Source organism: Janthinobacterium tructae (genome assembly GCF_006517255.1).
GTDB lineage: Bacteria > Pseudomonadota > Gammaproteobacteria > Burkholderiales > Burkholderiaceae_D > Janthinobacterium > Janthinobacterium tructae.
The window spans coordinates 1,729,305-1,745,326 of sequence record NZ_CP041185.1 but is presented as its reverse complement, the minus strand read 5'-3'; the positions used below and the strand labels follow the sequence as shown (position 1 = coordinate 1,745,326).

At 66.8% G+C, this 16,022-nt stretch carries 16 protein-coding genes; 12 read left to right on the top strand and 4 right to left on the bottom strand.

Annotated elements, in window-relative coordinates:
- Positions 1-2 precede the first annotated feature (2 nt).
- Positions 3-692 carry a response regulator transcription factor gene (locus FJQ89_RS07730; RefSeq protein ID WP_071076833.1) on the bottom strand — a complete coding sequence of 230 codons (690 nt, stop codon included), beginning with the start codon at positions 690-692 and terminating at the stop codon, positions 3-5.
- 193 nt (positions 693-885) lie between these two features.
- Here FJQ89_RS07730 and FJQ89_RS07725 point away from each other — a divergent pair, with 193 nt between their 5' ends.
- The 3 genes from FJQ89_RS07725 to FJQ89_RS07715 all read left to right on the top strand — a co-directional run bounded on the left by FJQ89_RS07725 (position 886) and on the right by FJQ89_RS07715 (position 2,736).
- Positions 886-1,404, top strand: a complete 519-nt coding sequence (locus tag FJQ89_RS07725) for a Spy/CpxP family protein refolding chaperone (protein WP_141169742.1) — start codon at positions 886-888, stop codon at positions 1,402-1,404.
- A 2-nt stretch (positions 1,405-1,406) separates the two neighbouring features.
- On the top strand, positions 1,407-2,066 hold the full coding sequence (locus FJQ89_RS07720) for a hypothetical protein (protein WP_141169741.1): 660 nt from the start codon (positions 1,407-1,409) through the stop codon (positions 2,064-2,066).
- A 178-nt stretch (positions 2,067-2,244) separates the two neighbouring features.
- Entirely contained in the window at positions 2,245-2,736 is a 492-nt protein-coding gene (locus FJQ89_RS07715; protein ID WP_243136464.1) for a dioxygenase family protein, read from the top strand.
- Here the strand turns inward: FJQ89_RS07715 and FJQ89_RS07710 are convergent.
- On the bottom strand, positions 2,733-4,172 hold the full coding sequence (locus FJQ89_RS07710; RefSeq protein WP_141169740.1) for a DUF1501 domain-containing protein: 1,440 nt from the start codon (positions 4,170-4,172) through the stop codon (positions 2,733-2,735). The two genes, FJQ89_RS07715 and FJQ89_RS07710, sit on opposite strands and share 4 nt — an antisense overlap.
- 10 nt (positions 4,173-4,182) lie before the next feature.
- Entirely contained in the window at positions 4,183-5,985 is a 1,803-nt protein-coding gene (locus tag FJQ89_RS07705) for a DUF1800 domain-containing protein (RefSeq protein WP_141169739.1), read from the bottom strand.
- Between the two features lie 412 nt (positions 5,986-6,397).
- Between FJQ89_RS07705 and FJQ89_RS07700 the strand changes: the two genes are divergently transcribed.
- The 9 genes from FJQ89_RS07700 to FJQ89_RS07665 are packed head-to-tail and all read left to right on the top strand — an operon-like array spanning position 6,398 to position 14,611.
- Complete coding sequence (locus tag FJQ89_RS07700) at positions 6,398-7,003, top strand: hypothetical protein (RefSeq protein WP_141169738.1); 606 nt, start codon at positions 6,398-6,400, stop codon at positions 7,001-7,003.
- 36 nt (positions 7,004-7,039) lie between these two features.
- Positions 7,040-7,759: a hypothetical protein gene (locus FJQ89_RS07695; protein ID WP_141169737.1), complete on the top strand. Its 720-nt coding sequence runs from the start codon at positions 7,040-7,042 to the stop codon at positions 7,757-7,759.
- Positions 7,756-7,821, top strand: coding sequence for a GlyGly-CTERM sorting domain-containing protein (locus FJQ89_RS28710; RefSeq protein ID WP_197678704.1), 66 nt, complete (start codon positions 7,756-7,758; stop codon positions 7,819-7,821). Before FJQ89_RS07695 ends, FJQ89_RS28710 begins: the two co-directional genes overlap by 4 nt.
- Positions 7,794-9,119: a hypothetical protein gene (locus FJQ89_RS28360; RefSeq protein ID WP_423245210.1), complete on the top strand. Its 1,326-nt coding sequence runs from the start codon at positions 7,794-7,796 to the stop codon at positions 9,117-9,119. Before FJQ89_RS28710 ends, FJQ89_RS28360 begins: the two co-directional genes overlap by 28 nt.
- 10 nt (positions 9,120-9,129) lie before the next feature.
- The gene (locus FJQ89_RS07685) at positions 9,130-11,280 is read left to right on the top strand and encodes an 8-amino-7-oxononanoate synthase (RefSeq protein ID WP_141169735.1); all 2,151 of its coding nucleotides are present in this window, start codon (positions 9,130-9,132) and stop codon (positions 11,278-11,280) included.
- 20 nt (positions 11,281-11,300) lie between these two features.
- Positions 11,301-12,347: an aminotransferase class I/II-fold pyridoxal phosphate-dependent enzyme gene (locus FJQ89_RS07680; protein WP_141169734.1), complete on the top strand. Its 1,047-nt coding sequence runs from the start codon at positions 11,301-11,303 to the stop codon at positions 12,345-12,347.
- Complete coding sequence (locus tag FJQ89_RS07675; protein ID WP_141169733.1) at positions 12,331-13,191, top strand: hypothetical protein; 861 nt, start codon at positions 12,331-12,333, stop codon at positions 13,189-13,191. Before FJQ89_RS07680 ends, FJQ89_RS07675 begins: the two co-directional genes overlap by 17 nt.
- 31 nt (positions 13,192-13,222) lie before the next feature.
- Positions 13,223-13,873: a hypothetical protein gene (locus tag FJQ89_RS07670; RefSeq protein WP_141169732.1), complete on the top strand. Its 651-nt coding sequence runs from the start codon at positions 13,223-13,225 to the stop codon at positions 13,871-13,873.
- Positions 13,874-13,882: 9 nt separating this feature from the next.
- Positions 13,883-14,611: an amidohydrolase family protein gene (locus FJQ89_RS07665; RefSeq protein WP_141169731.1), complete on the top strand. Its 729-nt coding sequence runs from the start codon at positions 13,883-13,885 to the stop codon at positions 14,609-14,611.
- 6 nt (positions 14,612-14,617) lie between these two features.
- Here FJQ89_RS07665 and FJQ89_RS07660 read toward each other — a convergent pair whose 3' ends face one another.
- Positions 14,618-16,003 carry a sigma-54-dependent transcriptional regulator gene (locus tag FJQ89_RS07660; RefSeq protein WP_141169730.1) on the bottom strand — a complete coding sequence of 462 codons (1,386 nt, stop codon included), beginning with the start codon at positions 16,001-16,003 and terminating at the stop codon, positions 14,618-14,620.
- Between the last annotated feature and the right edge of the window lie 19 nt (positions 16,004-16,022).

Here is a 16,022-nt window from a genome sequence, read left to right as displayed (position 1 = left end):
GCTTACTCCTTGATCAGCTGGTAACCGAGACGGTAGACGGTCTGCAGGCAGGAACGGCCGTCGGCAAGGCTGCCCAGCTTGCGGCGCAGGCTGCTCAAGTGAACGTCGATATTGCGGTCGAAGCGCGCCATGGGCCGGCCCAGGCCCAGTTCCGACAATTGATTCTTGCTCACGGGCTTGCCCGCATGGCGCACCAGCACTTCCAGCAGATTGAATTCCGTGCTCGTCAGCTCCAGGTGCGCGCCGGCCCAGGCAACGCGGCGCTGTTCCGGCCACATCGTCAGTTGCCCAACGGCCAGCGGCGCCAGGCCCGAGCTGTCGTGCGGCGCCGCTTGCGAACGGCGCAGGATGGCGCGGATGCGCGCCGTCAGCTCGCGCGGCGTGCACGGTTTGGTCACGTAATCGTCGGCGCCCAGCTCCAGGCCCACGATGCGGTCCGTGTCGTCGCCGCGCGCCGTCAGCATCAGGATGGGCAGGTTGCTGCCGGCGCGGATGCGGCGCAGGGTTTCCAGGCCATTCATGCGCGGCATCATGACGTCGAGGACGGCGATGGCGTACAGGCCCGTCAGCGCCTCGGCCGCGCCGCTTTCGCCGTCATGCACGGCGCGGGCGTCAAAACCTTCCTGCGTCAGGTATTCCTGGAACATGCCGACCAGTTCCACGTCGTCATCGATTAACAAAACCTTGCTCATGCCTGTGCTTTTTTCGGGTGAATATCGCCCGATGATAGCAGTCAGCAGGGGTGGTTCAGGTCCCTTTTACCCGCTTTTACATACGCCTGCTTACATTTGCGCAGCTTCCTTTACACGCTTTTACGCGGCCCTAACGTTGCTTTACATGCCAGACGCCGACAATCAGGGCTGATCGCCACGAAAGGAAAGCCCGATGAAACACCTGAGTATTACTGTATCGCTGTTGCTGCTGTCCGCCTGCAGCATGCCGCTGTTGGCGCTGGCCCAGCAAGAATCAGCGCCGGACGGCCCGCTAGCGCGCGCCATGTCGGGGCCGCCGCCCGGCTTTGGTCACGGCCCGGGTCACGTCCCCATTCCCGGCGCGCCAGGCTTGCCGCCGTTTCTGCATGGCATCGAGCTGAGCGAAGCGCAGCAGGATAAGGTCTTCGCCGCCACCTACGCCCAGGCGCCCTTGCTGCGGGAACAGGAAAAGATCGCTTTCAAGGCCCATGCGCAGCTGCGCGAGCTGGCTGCATCGAGCACCTACGACGATGCGAAGGCCGGCGCGCTGGCGAATACGGCGGCGCAAGCCATGGCGACAATCAGCTTGCAGCAGGCGCGGCTGGAGCAGCAATTGCTGGCCGTGCTGACGCCAGAACAGCGCAAGCAAGCGCAGCAGCGGCGCGACAGCCGCCCCGGCCCGCGCCGTCCCCAATCAGCCACAGGAGATTGACCATGAGCATCAGTGCCTTGAGTTCCAGCAGCGCCGCTACCCAGCTGAGCGCGCTCAGCCGCCTGAACGGTAGTAGCAGCAGCGGCAGTACCAATAGTGCCGGCAGCGTGGGCGGCACGCGGCCGCAAAAGCCCGACGATGGCGCGTTTCTCGACGCTGTTACCAGTGCCCTGTCGTCGATCGGCGTGTCGGCGGACGCCAGCGATGGCAACAGCGCTACGGACAGCGCCGGCAGCAGCGCCACCAGCAGCGACGTGGGCCAGGCGCTGGGCGCCTTCCTGCACCAGCTGATGGGCAGCCTGCATGCGCAGAGCGGTGGGAGTGCAGCCGGGCAAGAGGAGCGTGGCGTAGCGCCTTCCGGGCCGCCGCCCGACGGTGGCGCGCGTGCTGGCGGCCCCGGCAATATCGAGTCGGACTTGCAAAGCCTGCTGCAAAAATTGTCCGCGTCCGGCAGCGACAGTGGCGACAGCACGGACAGCAGCGTGACGGACTTGCAGTCCAGCTTTGCCAGCCTGCTCAGTGCGCTGGGCGGCGATGAGGCCAGCACCGGCAGTAGTAGCAAACTGGGCAGTTTCTTGCAGGCGCTGTCGGGCAGCCTGGGCGCGGCGAATGCGGGCGCCAGCCTGTCCGCCAGCGGCAACCTGGTCAATACAACGGCCTGAAGCATGGAACGCAAGCTCGCTCCGGCTGCCAGGAAGGCGCTTTCGCCACGGGCCACGCACGTCCTGTTTCTGTGCGCCAGCCTGACCCCCGCCTTGGCGGGCTTGCCCCATTTGTTGGAGTATGTATGGAATTACATGATCACGGTCTGGCATCCGACCTCGAAATGATGCGGCGGGCGTGCCGCTCACTATCAAGTTGCAGTTGCTCAACGCCAGCGGCAGCTGCGCCAGCCTGGCCGGTTACGCCGTGTATTTATGGCACTGCGACCGCGAAGGCTTGTATTCGCTATATTTGAGCGGCGTGACGGCGCAAAATTATTTGCGCGGGGTGCAGGAAACGGACAGCGCCGGCAACCTGGTCTTCACGACCATCTTTCCTGGCTGCTACGCGGGGCGCATGCCGCACGTGCATGTCGAGGTCTATCCCAGCCTGGCCAAGGCGGCCTCTGCCTCGAACCGCCTCAAGACCTCGCAGTTCACCTTCCCGATGGCAACGTTAAACGAGGTTTACAAGGCCAGTGGCTACACGGCCAGCGTGCGCAACCTGGCGCAGATCAGCTATGCCAGCGACAACGTTTTCAGCGATGGCACCAGCCTGCAGATGGCCACGGTGACGGGCAATGCCACGCAGGGCTACGTCGTCACCCTGAGCATCGCCGTGAACGGTTAAGTGACTGTCATGAAACCCAGATCGCGCTGGCTGAAGTTGCCGATATTCGGGAACACCTCGGCCAGCTGGCTGTCGGCCACGCCGAACCACTTGGCCAGGGTGGCGCCGTACTGGTCGACGGAGGTGGTCGGCAGCAGGGCGCCGGAACCCACGTCCAGCGCATGGCCCAGGCCCGTGGTGGGGAAGGCGCCGTAGATGTCGCGGCCCTTCACGGCGCCGCCCACGACAAAATGGTGCGCGCCCCAGCCGTGATCCGTGCCGTCGCCGTTGCTGCTGAAGGTGCGGCCGAAGTCCGACGCGGTAAACGTTGTCACCTGGCGCCGCACGTCCGTGCCCTGCAGGGCCGCCAGGGTCGCGTCGAAATACGCCAGCGCGTGCGCCAGGCGCGCCATCAGGTCGGCATGCAGCACTTTTTGCCGGTCATGCGTGTCGAAGCTGCCCAGTGTCACATAGAACACTTGCCGTTTTGCCCCCAGGGCGCCGCGCCCGCCGATGATGCGCGCCACCGTCTGCAATTGCACTGCCAACGGATTGACGCCGGACACGCCCGTGTTCGGATTGATGTAGAGCGGCGGATTGGGCACGCCGCCCGCGCCGGCCGCCAGCATGGCGCCGCTCAGGACGCTCTGGCTGGAAATGGCGCGCTGCACCGTCGCCACGTGTTCCTGTTCGATCAGGTCGCTGCCCGCATCGTTGATGATGGCTTGCAGCGCGCCCGCACCGCCCGTGCTGCCATACAGGCTGCCGCTCAGGCCGCGGATGGGCACGGCACCCGCCTGGCCCACCTGGAACTGGCGCACCTGGCGCCCGCTGAGGAAGACGGTGTTGCCCGCAGCGGAAATGGCCGTGAACATGGCATGCGTATTGAACGAGCCGGCCACATCGGCCACCCGGCCGCCCCAGCCCACGCTGGCGCCTTCCGGCGAACCCGATTGCCACGTCGATTGCTGGTCGTTGTGCGAAAACAGCTTGGGTGGCAAGGCCACGCTGCCTGCCTTGTACTGGGCCAGGGTGGCCGGCTGGATCAGGGTACCCACATTGGCCACGACGGCGGCGCGGCCATTGTCGAACAGGTCTTTCAGGGGCGCCAGCTGGGGATGCAGGGCGAAGGCGCGGCCCGTTTGCGCGGTAGCGGGCACGATGGGCAATACGCCGCCCGTCTCGCCCACGCCGGGCAGATGGATGGAATCGGCGCCGCCCGTGTTGCGCAGGCGCGCGTATTCACTCCATGAGGTGGGGTCGGTGGCCAGCACCGTGTTGAAGGCATCGTTGCCGCCTGCCATGAACAGGCACACCATGGCTTTGTAGTCGCCGGCCGATTGTGCGGCGGCGTTGCCCATGGCGGCCAGGTTCAGGGCAAAGGGGGCGGCGGTGGAGCCGGCCAGGCTCAGCATTGAGCCGAGGAAGCGGCGGCGGGAAAATGGGAAATTTTGCATGTGATCGCTCTTACTTTTGTACCAGGTAGGCCGGTGAGGCCATGCTCAGGAAAATGGCCAGCTTGACGCGGTTGGCCTGGGCCGTAGCGACCTGGGTGGCATTGCTGGCCGTGGCCGTGGGGATGCTGACGCCATTGATGGCCGTCAGGATTTGTCCGCGCAGCCTGGTGGGCATGCTGCCATGCATCAGGAGCAGGTCAATACGGTCGAGCAGGGCGCCCGCGTCGCTGGCCAGCGCCAATTCGCGCGTGTAGTCAGGCTTGACTTCACGGTTCTCGCCCACGCCGCTATTGACGGCATCCTGCATGAAGTTCAGGTAGCCCGTCACCGATGGCTCGGCCGTGATCTGCAGCTCCGGCGCCACCAGGCCCGCGCTGGCCAGGGCGGAATTGGGCGGCGTATAGGCGGGGCGGAAAAAACTGAACACGGAGGGCGGATTCAGCGGGTTCTGGCCCAAGCCGCTCAGTGGGTCGTCGAGATAATAGATGCGGTAGCGCCCGCTGTCAGGCTTGGCATCGAAGGCGCGTATCCAGCCGGCCAGGCGCAACAGCGGTTCGCGCAACTTGCCTGTGCGCAAGGTGGTGCCACCTGGAGCCAGTGCTTCCGGATCGAGCAGCACGGCCCGGATGACGGCTTGCATGTCGCCGCGCACGCCGCTGCCATTGTTGGCAAACGCGGCGGCCACACGGCCCACGTAGGCGGCGCTGGGGTTGCTGCTGACCAGGCGCTGGATCAGTTGGCGGGCAAAGAACGGTCCCGCATTGGGATGGTTGAACAGGGTATCGAGTGCCAGTTTCAAGTCGGCCTGTCCGCTGCTGGCGCCGGAAATGCTCTGGCCCAGAAAGCGCTTGTCGCCGCTGGAATGATAGGCCGCATAGTTCTGCATCGGCCTCCAGTCGCGGTCGGGATCGGCCGTGCCGCCATAGAAGCGCGTGGCGCTTTGGTCCGGACCGGCCCAGCTCCAGCCCGTAAAGACGCGCGCCAGGCCCGCCACGTCGTCGCGCGTGTAGGTATCGATGGGCTTGCCACCGGACAGTTTCAGGCTGCCATCTGGATTGAGCTGGTACAGGCCGATGGTAAACAGCTGCATCACTTCGCGGGCGAAGTTTTCATCGGGCGTGCGCGTCGCCGATTCCTTCTGGTTGCGCAGGTGGGACAGGTACAGCCCCATCATCGGATGCAGGGCCACGCCTTCCAGCAGGTCGCGGAAGTTGCCAAAAGCATGCTGGCCCAGCATGTCGTAGTAACTGGCCACGCCACGCACCTGCGGGCGTACGGACTCATTCTGCATGGAAATAACGAAAATCTCGGACAGGGCAAAGGCCATGCGTTGGCGCAATTGGTCCTCGCCACGGATGCCCTGCTGCCAGAAGGTTTCATATACCCCCGTAAAACCCACTTTTTGCCCGCCGGCGGCCTGCTCTGCCAGCATGGCGTCGATAAATTTCCGGTGCAAGGTTTGCGGCTTGGAAAACTGCGCGCGGAACCAGGCGTCGCTATCGCTGGCAGCCAGCGCATCGATGGCCGCCATGTTGGGGCCGAACGTGGCCCGGCCCAGGAAGCGCGACGCTTCCTGGCGCGTGAAGGTGGCCGTCTGTTTGGCCGGCGGCGTGGTCAGGGGCGGCGGCGCAATGGTGTCGCCCGGCATGGTGCCGGGGGCTGCCGGATCGCCGGGGGCGGTGGTCGCTGGCGGCACGACCGATACGTCCGGGTTCTGGATGGAACCGCTCTTGCTGTCGCCGCCACCGCCGCAGGCGGCAAGCAGGCTGAGTAGGGTGATGGCCAGTAGGCGGCGCAAAGTTGGGTCAGTCATTTAGTTTCTCTCGGGCAATCAAATTTTAGCCCGTTAATTGTAGGCCTCAACTACCAAAATCCTGTTTTCAATTAACTATTTACGTGTTGGCCACGTTTTTATTTGCCGGACGTTGGCGTGGCGTTGGTGCTGTTTTCGGCGCTGTAGGGGGAACTTTATTCTTTGAAAATGGAAAATATTTTTTGCTGATGACGCGCACTGTGGCGGATAGGCGACGTAATCGTTCCCGCCAATTAAGCTTGTTTGAAAGCTCATCTTGACAACGAAACTCGCTTCGCCGGAAACGATGGTTTTTACGCCATCGGCGAAACACCGTTCGCAGTGGCGTCCCGTTCTTCCCTCGCATATGGCTGGCATGGCCCTTGCGTCAGGGAGGCATGGGCCACCCGCCCGTCTATCACCGGAGCCTGTCATGACCAGCCGCCTGCTCGCCTATCGTCCCGAGATGGAATTGCCTGATGCGCCAGCCATGCCGCCCCTGCAGCAGGAAGGTGAGCTGGCACTGGCGGCGCGCTTGCTGGAATTGCAGGCGCCGGCCCAGTTCGACGCTTTCCTGGCGCGCCAGCTGGGCGCCACCGTGGCGGGCCGGCAAGTGCGCGGCACGCCGCTGGAAGGGCCGCTGCGTCAACTGCTGGGCAAGGTGATGGCGCCCCTGCTACCTCTGCATGGCGGTTCGCCGCAGGCGCTCAGGCGGCGCGCCGCCGGCATCTTCGGCATGGAACTGGAAGGATTGAGCCCGGAAGACAAGGAGTTCGAACTGGCGCGCCAGGTCGTGCATCTGATCGATGCCGTCAATACGAAACTGGCGCCGGACGGCGGCATGGACGCGCGCGCGCCCGGCGCGCGGGTGGAAACGGCACTGCTGCAGGTGGCGCGCAGCGTGGCGCCAGGCTTGCTCAGGCAGGCGGCGCAAACGCCGGGACGGGACGCTGGCCGCTGGCGCCGCGAGGGCGGGCACATCGTCGTGCTCGATTGTTGGCCGGATGGCCAGGCTGTCCGGCAAGGTAATCCGAACTGAGGTGTCAACCGAGGTGTTAACTTTGAGGAGCTCATCATGCATGACATGGATCGTACGACCCTGGAATACGGGCAGGAGATGTCCGGTTTTGAAGCGGAGCAGTTCGAGTTTGGCCAGGGCGAGTGGAGCGGCGAGGGCGGCGCGAACGCCATGTTTTCCGAGGCCGAGGAAATGGAGCTGGCGAATGAACTGTTGTCGGTGAGCAATGAAGCCGAGCTGGAACAATTTCTCGGCAATTTCCTGCGCAAGGCCGCCTCCGTGGCGGGCGGCATCATCAAGTCCCCCGTTGGACAAGCGATCGGCGGCGTGCTCAAGGGCGTGGCGAAGAAGGCGATTCCCCTGGCCGGCGGCGCCATCGGCGGCTATTTCGGGGGGCCGCTGGGGGCCAAGATCGGCAGCGGCCTCGCTTCCGCGGCCGGCAGCGCGCTGGGGCTGGAAGCGGAAGCGTCGTCGAACGAGGACCGTGAATTCGAGGGCGCCAAGCAGTTCGTGCGCCTGGCCGCCGACACCGTCAACCGCGCCGCGCAAGCGCGCGGCAATGGCGACCCGCGCGCCATCGCCCAGGCGGCGGCCAGCGCGGCGGCGCGCCAGTTCGCCCCCGGCCTGCTGGGCCGCCCCGGCGGCCAGGTCGCCACGCAGAACGGCAGCGGCGCCGGCGCCATGGCGCAGGGCAGCGCGCGCGGCCAGGCCGGCATGCGTCCGGCCAGCGGGCGCTGGGCGCGCCAGGGCCATAAAATCGTCCTGTACGGCGTCTGACATCATGGCCATCGGCGCTTACGCTGCCTGGATGCTGGCGCAGGAGGCGCGCTCGCTGCTGACGCGGCTGGCGCGGCTGGAACCGTTCGCGCTGATCGAACCGACGGTGCTGGCGGCGGCCCTGATGCCCAGCGCCCAGTCGGCCATCGAAAGCCAGCTGGTGCAGGGCCGGCGCGCATTGCGGCGCATGGTGGCCCAGTTCCAGTGGTGGCTGCGGCGCGAAGCGGCCGATGACGCCAGCACGGCCACTGCCGCCGAGGCGCAGCGCCGCTTTACCTTCCTGCGCCTGAAATTCAACGCCGCGCTGACCCAGTTCGACCTGTTCAACGAAGTCATCACGCAGCGCAGCGAGCACAAGACGGGCGTGTGGCTGGCCGGCCTCGACATCGTTGCCGCCGACGCGCTGGCGCTGCCCGGCAATGTGTACCAGGCGCCGCCCGTGATCTGCTACCTGGACCGGGGGCCGGGCGCCGCCATCCGCCGCGCACGTACGCGCCTGCCGGGCGGCGGCGACAATCCCGTGGCCATCATCCGTTTGCCGCGCGAACGCATGATCGGCAGCAGCATCGCCTCGTCGCTGGTGCACGAGGTGGGTCATCAGGGCGCGGCGCTGCTGGACCTGGTGGCATCCCTGCGGCCCATGCTGCAAGCCATGCAGCACGGCGGCAGCGGCCTGGTTCACGTGTGGCAGCTGTGGGAACGGTGGATCTCCGAGATCGTGGCCGATTTCTGGTCGCTGGCGCGCGTCGGCGTGGCCGCCACCCTGGGCCTGATCGGCGTGGTCAGCCTGCCGCGCGTGTTTGTCTTCCGCCTCAATATCGACGATCCCCACCCGGTGCCATGGCTGCGGGTGCGCCTGAGCTGCTCCATGGGACGGGCCCTGTATCCGCATCCGCAATGGCGCCGGCTGGAGCAGCTGTGGCTGTCGTACTACCCGCTGGCTGGCCTGCCCCAGGGGCAGCAGCGACTGTTGGAGCAGTTGCAGACCAGCATGGCGGCCCTGGTGGACTTGCTGGTGCAGCACCGGCCGCCGGCCTTGCGCGGCGGCTCGCTGGTCGAAGCCATGGCCGTGCACATGCGCCAGCCGGCCATGCTGGCGCGGCTGTTTCGCAGCTGGACCCTGGCGCCGGCGCAGATGTACGAGGCCACGCCGACCCTGGTGTTCGCCGTGCTGGGCCAGGCGCGCGCCAGCGGCAGCCTGAGTCCGGAAGACGAAAGTGAGCTGCTGGGACGTCTGCTGACCCACTGGGCCCTGCGCAGCACCCTGGACACGTCGGAGCTGTGCGCCGATGTCGTGCGGCATGGCCGCCAGCCCGGCAGGGCGGTAGCGCCCCTGGCATCGCGTTTGATTATCCATTGAGGAGAATGACATGAGCAGCAAGATCAGCAGCAAAAACAGGGGGGCTGGCCAGGCTGGCCCGATACACCGCGGCGGCAGCATCGCTGTTACCGTCCACGAGCAGGATAGCGGGGCCATGGTCGTCAACGCGGCCATCAGCCTGTACCGGGGAGCCGAAGCCGATTGCCATAATTTCAATCCCGCCACCTGGGTAGCCGATCCCGCCATGCTGGTGGGCGTGCGCTGGACGGATGGGCGTGGCTGCACCGTGTTTGCCGACCTGGCGACGGGCAGCTACGTGGGCGTGTATGGCAATTTCCCCAGCACGGCGCCCCAGTGCGTGACGGTGCAGGCCGGCTGCAGCGCCGTGCTGTGCTTCAAGCCCCAGCTCAATCCGCAGGTGGCGCTGGCGTTTGAAACGCCCGAATGCCATCCCAGCGATTGTCAGTTCGGCCGGGTGGGCGACCGCGCCGTCGCCACCGTCTCGTTTGACGGCGATCAAAGCGCCGACGGGCGCGACCAGGTGCAGGTGCTGGCCGCCTCGCCGTGGGTGCCCCTGCGCGGCACGCCGAACGCGTTTTCCACACCCGTGCGGCGCGCCGGCATGCACCGTTTCGTGGGCCAGATGATGTTGTCGCAGCGGCCCGAACTGCGCAACGCCTTGCCCGTGCCGGAGGGCCTCAGCCCGAACGCCATGCTCGCCGTGGATGCGGAATACGAGACGCAAGAGCGCCAGCCGCAGCCCATCTCCGGCAATGTGGGCGTGTCGCTGACACGCACGGAGACGGAACCGACGGAAGACTTGCCGCTGTGGACCTTGATACGCAACAGCACCGAAGCGATGTCGTTTACGAATTACCTGCATTTCATGGACAGCCTGTTTTGCGGCGACCTGGCGAATGTACGCGGCTTCGAACAGGAACGCTTCGTCAAGAAGGCCGACATGTTCCAGCAGCTCAAGCAGCGCCGCGCGCTGCCGTTTTCCGATGCCGATTCCTACCGCGTGCTGAAAGTGGCGACGGAAGCGTTCGTGATGGTCAATTGCGGCGTGTTGAACCAGCCGCTGGCCTTCAATCCGGCCGAGGACAACGCCTACCTGGACCGGCGCGACATTCCCCAGGGGCGCGACCTGGAAACCGTGCTGCGCAACGATTACCTGGAAAACATCGATGGCTTCCAGACCTTGCCCTACCTGGCAGTGATCCGCCGCAAGCTGCCCGACATCCCCATCAGCATCCCGCGCGGCCAGGAGGGCGAGGTGGACTTGTGCTTTGGCATCATCCAGGAAAAGCTGGCCAATCCTTGCCTGCTGGAACTGATCTGGTCGTACTGGCATGAAGAGGGCATGCTGGTGCAAACCATGAATGCCATCACGCAGCGCTTCCAGAACCTGCGCGCGCCCGGCGCCGGCCTCGATCCCCTGTCGAACACGGAAATCGACATGCTGCGTCCGCTGAACAACTTGCTGTGGGGATATACACAAGATGAGCAGCACCGGCTGACCGTGGTGCGCCGCAATTACGAGTACGACCACCATTACGGCGTGCGTCTCGATGGCAAGGCGGTACAGCACTTCCGGCCGGCCGACAGCCGCTCGAAATTCCTCGAAGCGTTCCACCATTTGCTGCGCCTGCTCACCTCGTTCTACAAGCAGGACGACGACACCACCGTCAAGGCGGACGCCTTCCCCGTGCTCAATGCATTGAAAGAGATCCACCTGATCCTGTCGCAGGGCGCGCACAACCAGTTCGGCGACTTGCCGTCGACGGCGCGCATCGAAATGCTGATGCAGCAATGGATGCTGGCGCGGCCCGAATTCCGCGAATTTTTGCCCACGCGCGTGATGGTGGCGTATCCGGAACCGTGGATGGACCGGGTCGATGCCATGAAGAAACTGCAGGGCTGGACGGATACGAGCGTGATGCATTTCCGTAACCTGGCCATCTTTGGCGAGCAATTGCTGCTGTCCGTGCGCTATGGCAACTGGAGCGACATCTATGAACCCACCCAGGCCTTCAATTGGGCACGTTTCTGGCGCCCGCAAGTGCAGGGTTACATCCACGGCTACCGCGCCGCCACGGGGGTGGATTTGTCCGTCGACAGCAGCGATCCCGCGATCGAAGCGACCATGCCCTCGGTGCTGCTGCGCCAGCGCCTGAGCCAGCAGCTGCGCAGCGTCTAGGGCGGGAGCGGGGCGCGTGCATGCTCGACTTTACCAGTGCCCTGTACCTGGGCATGCGCCATCCGGCGGCCCAGCTGGCGCCATGGAGCAGCCTGACCCTGGGGCAGCCGGCGGCGCTGCGCGAACCACCGGGCGCGCCAGCGCTGGCAGCGGACCTGGCTGCGCTGCAAGGCTGCGAAGCGGCTTGCGTGCTGCCCTCGACCCTGCATTTGTTCTGGGACCTGTTCGGCATGCTGGCTGCCGAGCGGCTGGTGATCCTCGTCGATGGCGGCAGTTACGCCATCGCGCGCTGGGGCGCCGAGCGGGCGCAGGCGCTGGGCTTGCCGCGGCAAGTGTTTCCCAGCGGCGAGGTGGCGGCGCTGCGGCGCCTGGTGGCGGCCTGGGGCAGGCAGGGGCGGCGTCCCTTGATCCTGGCCGACGGTTATGTGCCGGGCAGCGAGCAGGTCTTGCCGCTGGCCGGCTATGCGGCCGTGGCGCGCCAGGGGGGCGGTTATCTGCTGCTGGACGACACGCAGGTGCTGGGCGTGATGGGCGCCTCCGGTGGCGGCTCGGCGCGGCTGCATGGCTTGTCGGGCGGCTACGACAAGGCGGGCGGCCATTTGATCGTCGGCGCCTCGCTGGCCAAGGGTTTCGGCGTGCCGCTGGCCGTGCTGGCGGGCAGCGGCGCCCTGCTGCGGCGCTTCGCGGCGCACAGCCAGACGCGCGTGCATGCCAGTCCGCCTTCGGCCGCCGTGCTGGCGGCGGCGCGGCGTGCTCTGGCGCTCAATGCGCAGCATGGCGGCGCCCTGCGCACCAGGCTGGCGGACAGGGTGGCGCAGTGGCGCAGCGGGATGGCGGCCGCCGGCATCGCTTGCCGGGGCGGCAGCTTCCCCGTGCAGCGACTGCCCGGGCGCGCCCATTTGCAGCCGGCCTTGCGCGCAGCGGGCGTGCTGGCGCTGGCGCAAGCGGGGGATGGCCCCGGCGCGCTGACTTTTCTGCTGCGGGCGGACCAGACGCCCGGGCAACTGCAGCAGGCGATGGACTTGCTTGAACATCACATCAGGAGGCGATATGCACGAAGCATTTGAAATGCTGCCCTTTGCGGGGCAGCCAGGAGCTGCCGGCGAGCAGGAGTGGCTGGGAGAATGGACGCAGGAGTGGTCGCAGGAGTGGCAAGGGGAGGACGAGGCCGAATGGGAGGGCGAGCGCCCGCGTCCCGGTAGCGCTCGCGGCGGCATGCGCGGCGGCGGGCTGCGCGCGCGCCCACCGTTGCGCGGACAGCGCCGTCCCGCGCCGCCGCGCTACCAGGGGCAGGGCCGCCGGCCGCCCCGCCATGCTGCCCAGCCCTCGCCCTACCTGCCGCCGCGCTACCGTGGCTGGGGCGGCTATCCGGCCATCTATCCGACGATTTATCCGGCGCCCTATCCGGTGGCCGACCCCGCGTTTGGCGACGGGCAGGAGCCGGATGCGGACCAGGACCAGGGGCAGGACCTGGGCGCGGATCAAGGGCAGGACGATGGTCAGCAGCAGGGCGAAATCCCGCCTACCCTGGCCGGCACCATGGGCCGGGTGCCGGAAGCGGCGGCCCTCAATTACCAGGCGCTGGGCACGCTCGCCAATGCCTTGCGCGACCCGCATGGACGGGGGGCGGGCCTGTATGTGATCGAATTCGATGCGGGCGGACGCCGCCGCGCCTACAGCGGCCAGACGGACGACCTGCACCGGCGTTTGCTGCAGCACCGCCTGTGCGGCCAGATGATGGGCGTCGACTTGAGCGGGCACCAGGTGTACGTGGCGCCCCTGTCTTCGGCGGCGCAGCGGCGCCGTATCGAACAGCGCATCCACGACGACATGCTCGCCAATCAGCGCGGCGTGCTGACCAACCAGCGGCGCGAACTGGAACTGGCCGTGCTGGGCGAAATGTGGGGCTGACGATAACAGGATGACGGCGAAGGAGAACATCATGCACCAACTCGAATGCGCATGCGCACAATGCCGGCAACGGGCCGGCGCCGCGTTTGAAGTGCTGGAATTCGGCCAGGACTGGCCTGGCAAGGGCAGTGCGCCGGCCGTCTTCAGCGAAGAGGAAGAACTGCAGCTGGCCATGGAATTGCTGGAAGTGGCCAGCGAGGAGGAACTCGAGCAGTTTCTCGGCAATGTCTTCAAGAGCGTGTGGAAGGGCGTCAAGAAGGTGGGATCGACCATCGCCAAGGTGGCCAAGCCCCTGGGCGGCGCCTTGAAGGCCGTGGCCAAGACGGCCTTGCCCTTTGTCGGCGGCGCCCTCGGTTCGATGATCCCCATACCGGGCGTAGGCACGGCGCTCGGTTCGGCCCTGGGGCGCGCGGCCAGCAATGCGCTGGAGCTGGAAATGGCCGCCGAGGCGCTGGCCGACCGCGAGCTGGAGCTGGCGCGCCGCTTCGTGCGCATCGCGGGGCAGGCGGCGCGCCTGGCGGCCGAGGGCGATGGCAGCGCGCGCGCCGTGGAAAGCGCGCTGACGCGGGCCCTGCACCAGCAATTGCCGCACTTCCGCTCACCTGCGCCGCAGCAGGAAGAGGAAAGCGGGCGCTGGCGCCGGCGCGGCAACCGCATCGTCGTGATGGGCGATTGGCAATAGCACGGCAAGATGATCATCGACTGCCACTGCCACGCTGGTCCCGGCGACGGCTTGAGCGGGCCGTGGGACAGCGATGCGCCGCTAGCTGCTTATTTGCGCCGCGCGCAGGCGGCCGGCATCGACCGCAGCGTGCTGTTCGCCACCTTTCACTCCGATTATGCGATCGCCAACCATGGCGTGGCGCGCCTGGTCGCTGCCGATCCGCAGCGTTTTTACGGCTTTGCCTTCGTGCATGCGCGGCGCGACCGGGGCCGCATCATGGACTTGCTGCGCACTGCCGTCGAGCGTTACGGCTTTGTCGGCATCAAGGCGCACCGGCTCGATGCGCGCATCAGCGGCGAAGTGTGCGACGCGGCCCGCTTCTTCGGCTTGCCCGTGCTGTACGACCCCGCCGGCGAGGTGGCGGTGGCCGAACTGCTGGCGCAGCAGTATCGCGACGTCAACTTTATCCTGCCCCACCTGGGCAGCTTCGGCGACGACTGGGCGGCGCAGCTGGCGCTGATCGACCACCTTGTTCGTCACGCCAACATTTACACGGACAGTTCCGGCGTGCGCCGTTTCGACTTGCTGCAGCAGGCCGTGCGCCGCGCGGGGCCGCACAAGGTCTTGTTCGGCTCGGACGGCCCCTGGCTGCATCCGGGACTGGAATTGCACAAGATTGAGTTGCTGGGCTTGCCACCGCTGGATGCGTCGTTGATTATGGGTGGCAATTTTTTGCGGCTGGCGGGGCTGGCTTGAGGTCGATCAAAGGGCGGCTGGCGAGGCCGGCGTGACGGCTGCTGCGGCCTGCGTCGCGCAGGCGGCCGCCTTGCGGCGTATCTGCAGGGCGCGGTCCGTCACGCCCAGGCGGGCGGCGGCGCGCTGGTTGTTGCCGTGTTCCTCGGCCAGCACCAGACGGATGGCCATGTCGGTGGCGCAGCGCGTGATGTGCGACAGCTTGCAGCCCTGTGCCAGGGCGCGCCGCACGGCCGCCTCGAAATGCTGGTCGGGCCAGAGCGGCGCCAGCAGCCGTTCTTCGGGGGGCAGGGCGCCGATGGTGATGGGGCCGGGGCCGCAATGGCGGTGCCAGATGCGCGTGACGGTCTGGCGCAGCTCGCGCACATTGCCCGGATAGTCGCGCAGCAGCAGGTATTCGCGCACGGCGGCATCGAGCACGGGAGGAGGGCGCTGCGCCAGTTCGGCGAGGAAATGCCGGGCCAGTGGCAGGATATCGTCCTGGCGTTCACGCAGGGGCGGGGTCTGGCAACGCCAGCCGGCAATGCGGTAATACAGATCGGCGCGAAAGGCGCCGCGCGCCACGTCGTGCTCCAGTTCGCGGTTGGTGGCACACACGAGCCTGAATTGTGTGGGTTGCCAGGTATTGCCGCCCACGCGCTTGTATTTGCGTTCCTGGATGGCGCGCAGCAGCTGCGCCTGCAGGGGCAGCGGCAGTTCGCCCACTTCGTCGAGAAACAGCACGCCGCCGTCCGCCAGGGCGAAAGCGCCGTCGCGCGCCCCGGCGGCGCCCGTAAACGCGCCCCGTTCATGGCCGAATAGTTCGCTGCCAGCCAGTTCCGGCGACAGGGTAGTGCAGTCGAGAATGGTGAAGTCGCCGCGGCAGTTGCCGAGGCGGTGGACCAGTTGCGCCAGTAAATCCTTGCCCGTGCCCGTCTCGCCCGTGATCAGCATCGAAGCCTGGCTGAATGCGGCCATTTCCACCACCTGGTGCAGCAAGGCGGTCCAGGCCGCGCTGTCGCCCACCAGGTGCTGGCGCACGGCGTTGGACGCCAGCAGCTGCGCCACGGCCTGCCAGCGCTGCAGGCGCGCCAGCACCGGGTCCGCGTCAATGGCGCCGTCCGGCCACAGCAGCACATCGAGTGCGCCTGCCGCCATCAGGGCGCGCTGTTGTGCGCAGCTGGGTGACTGGCCGCAGGCGGCAATGGCCAGCACGGAGGCGTGCCGGCACAGGACCGGCAGCGCTTGCAGCAACGCGCTATCGGCCTCGGCAAACAGCACGATGCCCGCGCTAGCTGCCTCGCCATCGTGCCGCCGGGCTACAGTTACCTGAGCCTGCTTCAAGGCCGTCATCAGCAAGGCGCCACTGCCAGCCGCCGCCTGCTGCACGATTTCCAGCCACACCTTGAGCGTCATATGGCAGCCATCACGAGGA

Bases quoted from the DNA above. Each gene is read 5' to 3' on its own strand.
- FJQ89_RS07730 (WP_071076833.1), bottom strand. From the start codon at position 692: ATGAGCAAGGTTTTGTTAATCGATGACGACGTGGAACTGGTCGGCATG.
- FJQ89_RS07725 (WP_141169742.1), top strand. From the start codon at position 886: ATGAAACACCTGAGTATTACTGTATCGCTGTTGCTGCTGTCCGCCTGC.
- FJQ89_RS07720 (WP_141169741.1), top strand. From the start codon at position 1,407: ATGAGCATCAGTGCCTTGAGTTCCAGCAGCGCCGCTACCCAGCTGAGC.
- FJQ89_RS07710 (WP_141169740.1), bottom strand. From the start codon at position 4,172: ATGCAAAATTTCCCATTTTCCCGCCGCCGCTTCCTCGGCTCAATGCTG.
- FJQ89_RS07705 (WP_141169739.1), bottom strand. From the start codon at position 5,985: ATGACTGACCCAACTTTGCGCCGCCTACTGGCCATCACCCTACTCAGC.
- FJQ89_RS07700 (WP_141169738.1), top strand. From the start codon at position 6,398: ATGACCAGCCGCCTGCTCGCCTATCGTCCCGAGATGGAATTGCCTGAT.
- FJQ89_RS07695 (WP_141169737.1), top strand. From the start codon at position 7,040: ATGCATGACATGGATCGTACGACCCTGGAATACGGGCAGGAGATGTCC.
- FJQ89_RS07685 (WP_141169735.1), top strand. From the start codon at position 9,130: ATGAGCAGCAAGATCAGCAGCAAAAACAGGGGGGCTGGCCAGGCTGGC.
- FJQ89_RS07680 (WP_141169734.1), top strand. From the start codon at position 11,301: ATGCTCGACTTTACCAGTGCCCTGTACCTGGGCATGCGCCATCCGGCG.
- FJQ89_RS07675 (WP_141169733.1), top strand. From the start codon at position 12,331: ATGCACGAAGCATTTGAAATGCTGCCCTTTGCGGGGCAGCCAGGAGCT.
- FJQ89_RS07670 (WP_141169732.1), top strand. From the start codon at position 13,223: ATGCACCAACTCGAATGCGCATGCGCACAATGCCGGCAACGGGCCGGC.
- FJQ89_RS07665 (WP_141169731.1), top strand. From the start codon at position 13,883: ATGATCATCGACTGCCACTGCCACGCTGGTCCCGGCGACGGCTTGAGC.
- FJQ89_RS07660 (WP_141169730.1), bottom strand. From the start codon at position 16,003: ATGACGCTCAAGGTGTGGCTGGAAATCGTGCAGCAGGCGGCGGCTGGC.